General features: G+C 41.9%; 6 protein-coding genes and 9 tRNA genes. 1 reads left to right on the top strand and 14 read right to left on the bottom strand.

What is annotated here, in order from left to right:
- Nucleotides 1–31 precede the first annotated feature (31 nt).
- The 10 genes from V7150_RS11595 to V7150_RS11550 all read right to left on the bottom strand — a co-directional run bounded on the left by V7150_RS11595 (nucleotide 32) and on the right by V7150_RS11550 (nucleotide 1,569).
- Nucleotides 32–105, bottom strand: a tRNA-Gly gene (locus tag V7150_RS11595).
- A gap of 14 nt (nucleotides 106–119) precedes the next feature.
- Nucleotides 120–196, bottom strand: a tRNA-Pro gene (locus V7150_RS11590).
- Nucleotides 197–204: 8 nt separating this feature from the next.
- Nucleotides 205–281: transfer RNA gene (locus V7150_RS11585), tRNA-Arg, on the bottom strand.
- Between the two features lie 61 nt (nucleotides 282–342).
- A tRNA-Leu gene (locus V7150_RS11580) sits at nucleotides 343–428 on the bottom strand.
- Nucleotides 429–490: 62 nt separating this feature from the next.
- A tRNA-Leu gene (locus V7150_RS11575) sits at nucleotides 491–575 on the bottom strand.
- Nucleotides 576–592: 17 nt separating this feature from the next.
- Nucleotides 593–667, bottom strand: a tRNA-Gln gene (locus V7150_RS11570).
- Between the two features lie 57 nt (nucleotides 668–724).
- A tRNA-Glu gene (locus tag V7150_RS11565) sits at nucleotides 725–796 on the bottom strand.
- A gap of 10 nt (nucleotides 797–806) precedes the next feature.
- Nucleotides 807–897, bottom strand: a tRNA-Ser gene (locus V7150_RS11560).
- 4 nt (nucleotides 898–901) lie between these two features.
- Nucleotides 902–976, bottom strand: a tRNA-Asn gene (locus V7150_RS11555).
- Between the two features lie 119 nt (nucleotides 977–1,095).
- Nucleotides 1,096–1,569, bottom strand: coding sequence for a SprT family protein (locus tag V7150_RS11550; RefSeq protein WP_335517890.1), 474 nt, complete (start codon nucleotides 1,567–1,569; stop codon nucleotides 1,096–1,098).
- 97 nt (nucleotides 1,570–1,666) lie between these two features.
- Here V7150_RS11550 and cmpA point away from each other — a divergent pair, with 97 nt between their 5' ends.
- Complete coding sequence (gene cmpA / locus V7150_RS11545) at nucleotides 1,667–1,780, top strand: cortex morphogenetic protein CmpA (protein WP_335517887.1); 114 nt, start codon at nucleotides 1,667–1,669, stop codon at nucleotides 1,778–1,780.
- Between the two features lie 68 nt (nucleotides 1,781–1,848).
- Here cmpA and V7150_RS11540 read toward each other — a convergent pair whose 3' ends face one another.
- The 4 genes from V7150_RS11540 to alr all read right to left on the bottom strand — a co-directional run bounded on the left by V7150_RS11540 (nucleotide 1,849) and on the right by alr (nucleotide 6,263).
- Nucleotides 1,849–4,035 (bottom strand): Tex family protein, encoded by a 2,187-nt coding sequence (locus V7150_RS11540; protein WP_335517884.1) that lies wholly within the window; start codon nucleotides 4,033–4,035, stop codon nucleotides 1,849–1,851.
- 164 nt (nucleotides 4,036–4,199) lie between these two features.
- A complete protein-coding gene (gene ndoA, locus V7150_RS11535; protein ID WP_007083556.1) occupies nucleotides 4,200–4,550 on the bottom strand; it encodes a type II toxin-antitoxin system endoribonuclease NdoA in 351 nt (116 codons plus the stop codon).
- A 4-nt stretch (nucleotides 4,551–4,554) separates the two neighbouring features.
- Nucleotides 4,555–4,836 (bottom strand): CopG family ribbon-helix-helix protein, encoded by a 282-nt coding sequence (locus V7150_RS11530; RefSeq protein WP_071354167.1) that lies wholly within the window; start codon nucleotides 4,834–4,836, stop codon nucleotides 4,555–4,557.
- Nucleotides 4,837–5,099: 263 nt separating this feature from the next.
- Complete coding sequence (gene alr / locus V7150_RS11525) at nucleotides 5,100–6,263, bottom strand: alanine racemase (protein WP_335517900.1); 1,164 nt, start codon at nucleotides 6,261–6,263, stop codon at nucleotides 5,100–5,102.
- Nucleotides 6,264–6,273: the final 10 nt, after the last annotated feature.

Below are 6,273 nucleotides of genomic sequence, written 5' to 3'. Positions count from 1 at the left end.
TTAGTTTTCAAAGAACAATATAAGGTATGTTTGGAGCGGGTGATGAGAATCGAACTCACAACATCAGCTTGGAAGGCTGAGGTTTTACCACTAAACTACACCCGCATATAAATTTCAAATGGTCGGGAAGACAGGATTCGAACCTGCGACCCCTTGGTCCCAAACCAAGTGCTCTACCAAGCTGAGCTACTTCCCGTAAAATAATGGCGCGCCCGAAAGGAGTCGAACCCATAACCTTCTGATCCGTAGTCAGACGCTCTATCCAATTGAGCTACGGGCGCATCTTGTGAAACCAACTTTTAAAGTTTATCATACTCAGTTTGGTTTGTCAATAAGTTTTTTTGGTGCGGCCGAGAGGACTTGAACCTCCACGGGGTTGCCCCCACTAGGCCCTCAACCTAGCGCGTCTGCCATTCCGCCACGACCGCATATTAATTAGCGACGAAAACAATCATAACATGTTTACCAGCTTTATTCAAGAGGTAATATTTGGTGCGGGTGAAGGGAGTCGAACCCCCACGCCTTGCGGCGCCAGATCCTAAGTCTGGTGCGTCTGCCAATTCCGCCACACCCGCATATAAAATAAAATAAGTGGCTGGGCTAGCAGGATTTGAACCTACGAGTGACGGAGTCAAAGTCCGTTGCCTTACCGCTTGGCTATAGCCCAATAATGTTATTAAGAATAAGAAACAGGAAATGAATCAAAGTCACTCCCCGTCCCTGATGACCCCTACGGGATTCGAACCCGTGTTACCGCCGTGAAAGGGCGGTGTCTTAACCGCTTGACCAAGGGGCCAAAATTTTTATGGCGGAGAAGGAGGGATTTGAACCCTCGCGCCGGTTACCCGACCTACACCCTTAGCAGGGGCGCCTCTTCAGCCTCTTGAGTACTTCCCCATTATGGCTCCGCAGGTAGGACTCGAACCTACGACCGATCGGTTAACAGCCGATAGCTCTACCACTGAGCTACTGCGGAATAATGATTATCATATTGCTCCAATAAGACATTCGCCCTATCGACTCTTACCATTATAATGACGAAATAATAGAAAGTCAATACGGTTTTTTGATAAAAATCTCTGCCAAAATCTTACGCTATTCCAAGATTATTTCTTTCATTTTTGTCAATTTCCCCCTGCAGCTTCCGCAAACATATCTACTGGTATCAATGCTTCTTTTTCTCTTATAGGAAAGCTTGCATTTCGCACACTGATAAAGAAGAATCTTTTTTGCTGAGCGTTTCACTTTTCTCTCAGGCAGCTGTGTGCAAAATCGTGGTGCCCCTACTTTTTTCAATAACATCTTAAACTCTTGGTCTCGATGCTGATAGCCCTTTCCTTCTAAGTGAAGGTGATAATGGCAAAGCTCGTGCTTTATAATTCCCACAAGTTCTTTTTCACCGAGCTGCTCTAGATACTTTTTATTGATTTCAATATTATGTGTGCCAAGAAGGTATCTTCCACCTGTCGATCTTAATCTTGGATTAAACGATGCTTTATGCTTAAACGGTATTCCAAATAACTCAACAGATATCTTTTCAACCAATAATTGAAGTTCTTTCTGTTCCATTTTATGAATCCCTCACCTTCCATGCGAACGTGACAACCTATTATAGCATATATTGTATATACCTTTAGAATGATGAACTTTTCGGGAGGTTTTCCTTATGCCAATTTGGTTTCAAAACCAAATGAAAAGGGCTTTTTATGAGAAGGACCGCTATCAGATCAAATTGTTAAATCAATGCTGGTTTTTTTACAAAAAAAAACACTGCTCCTAGAAGCAGTGTTTCCATTTACTAATGCGCAAATATGATATTTCTACAAGACAACGGCGCATTCCTTTATTCTATGATGGCTGCAGCATGGTTAAGGCAACGCGGCCTTTTTTCATATCAACCGAATCCACCCAAACTGTGACGACATCACCAACGGAGACAATGTCTAACGGATGTTTCACAAATCTATTGCTAAGTTTGGAAATATGAACAAGCCCATCTTGTTTTACACCAATATCAACAAACGCACCAAAGTCAACGACATTTCTTACAGTTCCTTGAAGCTCCATTCCTGATTTTAAGTCCTCTAACTTTAAGACATCCTTTTTCAGAAGAGGACGCGGCAAATCATCGCGCGGATCTCGTTCCGGTCTTACTAAGGCGTCAATAATATCCTTTAAGGTTAGTTCACCGATTGAAAGCTCTTCAGAAACGACTGTTAAATCAAGACCGTTAAGCGCCATCTTTAGCTCTTCCGATCCCAAGTCTTTGCTAGTAAAGCCAAGACTAGCCAATAGCTTCTTCACTTCATCGTAGTTCTCCGGATGAATCCCTGTCCGGTCAAGCGGCTGCTTACCATCTAAAACACGTAAAAAACCGATTGCTTGCTCATAGGTTTTGGCACCTAGGCGGGGTACTTTCTTTAATTGAACCCTGCTCGTAAATTTCCCTTCTTCTTCACGCTTTTTCACAATATTATTGGCGGCCGTTTTGTTCAGCCCGGCTACATACTGCAAAAGCGAGGAAGAAGCCGTATTCACATTGACACCAACCCGGTTAACTGCTGTCTCGACGACAAAATGCAATGATTCAGAAAGGCGTTTTTGAGAAACATCATGCTGGTATTGGCCGACACCCACTGATTTAGGGTCTATTTTTACCAATTCAGCTAGCGGGTCCTGCAAACGACGGGCAATTGAAACTGCGCTTCTTTCCTCGACGTGGAAATTAGGAAACTCTTCTCTCGCAAGGTCAGAGGCGGAATAAACACTAGCACCCGCTTCATTGACGATCAAATAGAAAGTTTCTTCATCTATTTCTTTTAAAATATCTGCTACAAACTGCTCAGTTTCCCTTGACGCTGTACCATTTCCGATTGCCGCCATTTCCACTTTATATTCACGCAGGATTGCCATAAACTTTTCACGAGCTTCTTTTGTTTTGGAAACCGGCGGGTGCGGATAGATCACATCAATTTTCAACACCTTACCTGTTTCATCTACAACTGCTAATTTGCACCCTGTACGGTAGGCAGGGTCAACACCAATGACCACTTTTCCTTTTAACGGCGGCTGCAACAGCAAATTACGGAGATTCTCAGAGAATATATGTATCGCTTGTTCCTCGCCCTTTTCGGTTAATTCACTGCGGATTTCACGTTCAATCGATGGCTGAATCAATCTTTTATAGCTATCTTCCATGGCCTCTAATACTATGGGAGCTACCGGTGAATGCTGATTACGGATCCATTTTCTCGACAAATATGATATGATGATATCTGCATTCATTTTAATCGCGACACGTAAAATGTCTTCTTTTTCACCGCGATTCAAGGCTAGTGTCCGGTGGGGAACAATTTTACTTACCGGTTCTTCATATTCATAGTACATTTCATAAACGTTTTTCTCGTCTTTTTCCGCCTCTTTTACAACAGATGACACCATACCAGATTTAAGCGTTTCTTTGCGAATCCATTTACGGCTTTCTGCATCATCAGAAACCCATTCAGCGATGATGTCTTTGGCACCGCCAATTGCATCTTCAACCGTAAGAACTTCTTTTTCTTCTGTTAAAAATTGCTTGGCTTTTTCATCGATGCTGTCCTTAGGAAAAGTCATCAGCCACTCAGCAAATGGTTCCAGCCCTTTTTCTTTGGCAACAGTCGCTTTTGTTCGCCTTTTTTGCTTATAAGGCCGATATAAATCTTCAACCTCTTGAAGTTTTTCCGCCTTCGTAATACTTTGACTTAGCTCGTCCGTTAATTTGCCCTGCTCAGCAATAATTCTTAGTACCTCTTCTTTTCTTTGCTCAAGGTTTTGCATGTACTGCCTTCGTTCTAAAATAGTACGAATCTGCACTTCATCAAGGGCACCCGTCATTTCCTTACGGTAACGGGCAATAAAGGGAACTGTATTGCCTTCATCCAATAACGAAATAACACTTTTCACTTGTTTATAAGAAATCGCTAGTTCAGCGGCTATTTTACCTATTAGCTGATCATCTTTTACGGTTGTATCATTCACAAAATAATCCTCCATTCTTTTTTTATATTGTATCAAATTACCATAGGCGTTTCATTAATGGACATAAATCAGGTCTCTTAACAAAAAGAAAAGCAAGCTATATAGCTTGCTCATAGGCAGAAGTATCAAGGCAGGATATGTACAAAAAAACGCTCTTTTTAAAAAGAGCGTACTAAAAGCTAAAATTCGATGAGACCCAAGCTTACCTGCAAGGCTTCATCCACTTTCTCCATCATTTCGTCATCGAGATGGGTAATTTTATCGGTTAACCGCTGCTTATCAATTGTACGAATTTGCTCTAACAAAATGACCGAGTCTCGTTCAAATCCGTAGCGTTTAGCATCAATTTCTACATGAGTAGGAAGCTTCGCTTTCTGAATTTGAGCTGTGATCGCTGCAACAATTACTGTGGGACTAAACCGATTCCCGATGTCGTTTTGGATGACAAGTACAGGTCGGACACCGCCTTGTTCAGAACCAACAACTGGGGATAGGTCCGCGAAATATACGTCACCACGTTTGACAATCAAAGGTTTATCCTCCGCTTACTAGACGTTCTACAGTATGTTCTGCCTCATATTCTGCTTGAAATGCTTCTGATGCAATTCTAAGATTTATCTTTGCCATTTCCATGTATCCACGTCTCATCGACTCGCGAATTTGTCTCTTTTTTCGTTCGCGCAAATACATTTTTGTTGCTTGGTAAATAAACTCGCTGCGGTTTACATTTTCTTGTTTAACGAAACCATCTAACTCAGTTAAAAGATGTTGCGGTAACTTTACTAAGATTTCCGTAGTTGCGCCGGATTCAGACACAAACATACACCTCCACCATCACTACACACCATTTTTTAGCTAACCAGAAATGCATTCTGACGCATAAAAACAACGCCTCATGAAGCGGCACTTAAGCCTGTCATTCGACGAGTTTTATCTGTACCATATTTTATATTAACACTTATTAAGCCCAATTCATAGACTAAATATAATTCTATTGTATTATAAGCCAATAAAAGATGCTTTTATGCACAAATTACCGCAATATCATAAATATGTTCCAATTTCTTTATTTACGCCTGTTAATTGTTAAGGTGGTAATTTTTTATATCGACAATTTTTCCGCCTTTTTTATAAAGACGGGGAACACGATTCGCAATGATACATGGAACCTCATAATTGATGGTATCAAGTTTATCGGCAATTTCATTAACCGATATGAACTGGTCCTCCTGCCTGCCAATTAATGTTACAGTGGTCCCAATCGGCATATAAGAAGAAAGACGCACCATGCATTGATCCATACAAATTCTGCCGACAATCATCGAACGCTTTCCGCCCACTAGCACTTCCTGACCTTGCAGCTTACGGATCCATCCGTCTGCGTAGCCAATTGGAATCGTACCAATCCACTCTTCTTGATCACTTTCATAGGTTGCCCCGTAACTTACTTTATCGCCCTTCTGGAGCTTTTTCACATGGACAAGCCGGGATTGTAATGAGAATGCCTCCTTTAATGGGAAAGGAATATCTTTTTCCATTTCGACGGATGGCGTCAAACCGTACATGACAATCCCCAGCCGAACCGCATTAAAATAGGCTTTAGGGAAACGGATGGCTGCCGCACTATTGCCGGAATGAATATACTTTGGCCGTTTTGTTAGTGCACTAATGATAGTCTCAAATAATGCTAATTGTTCTTGAAAATAGGTATCGTCCAGTTCATCCGCCGTGGCAAAATGCGTATAGATCCCTTCTAACTGAAATCGACCATCCCCTAAGATCATTTGCTCAACAACCTTTAATTCCTCACTGCTCCGAACACCAAGCCTGCCCATACCGGTATCTACTTTGATGTGCAATGAAACACGTTCATCAGCCAATAAGTGTTTTTGCGCTTCCTCCAACCACTCCTTCTGAAAAACAGTAAGGGTAATCGAAAAGCGTGCTGCCATACAGATATCTTCAGGACGTGTCGCACCCAACACAAGTATCGGTGCATTGATTCCTTTATTTCTTAAAGCAATGGCTTCATCCATAAAGGCGACCGCCAGATACACTGCCCCTGCAGCAAGTGCTGTTTTCGCCACTTGAACATCCCCGTGTCCATAGGCATTTGCTTTTACAACAGCAAAAATATCGACTTCTTGCGGTAATTGTTTTTTAACAGAGATTACATTTTCAGCAATACAATCTAAATCGATCTCTGCCCAAGTATCCCGATAGAAATATCCATGCTCTTCCATATTTCCACTT

Origin of the sequence: Neobacillus drentensis (assembly GCF_036965245.1) — a bacterium.
Lineage (GTDB): Bacteria > Bacillota > Bacilli > Bacillales > Cytobacillaceae > Neobacillus > Neobacillus drentensis_G.
This window is presented reverse-complemented; position numbering and strand designations above follow the sequence as displayed.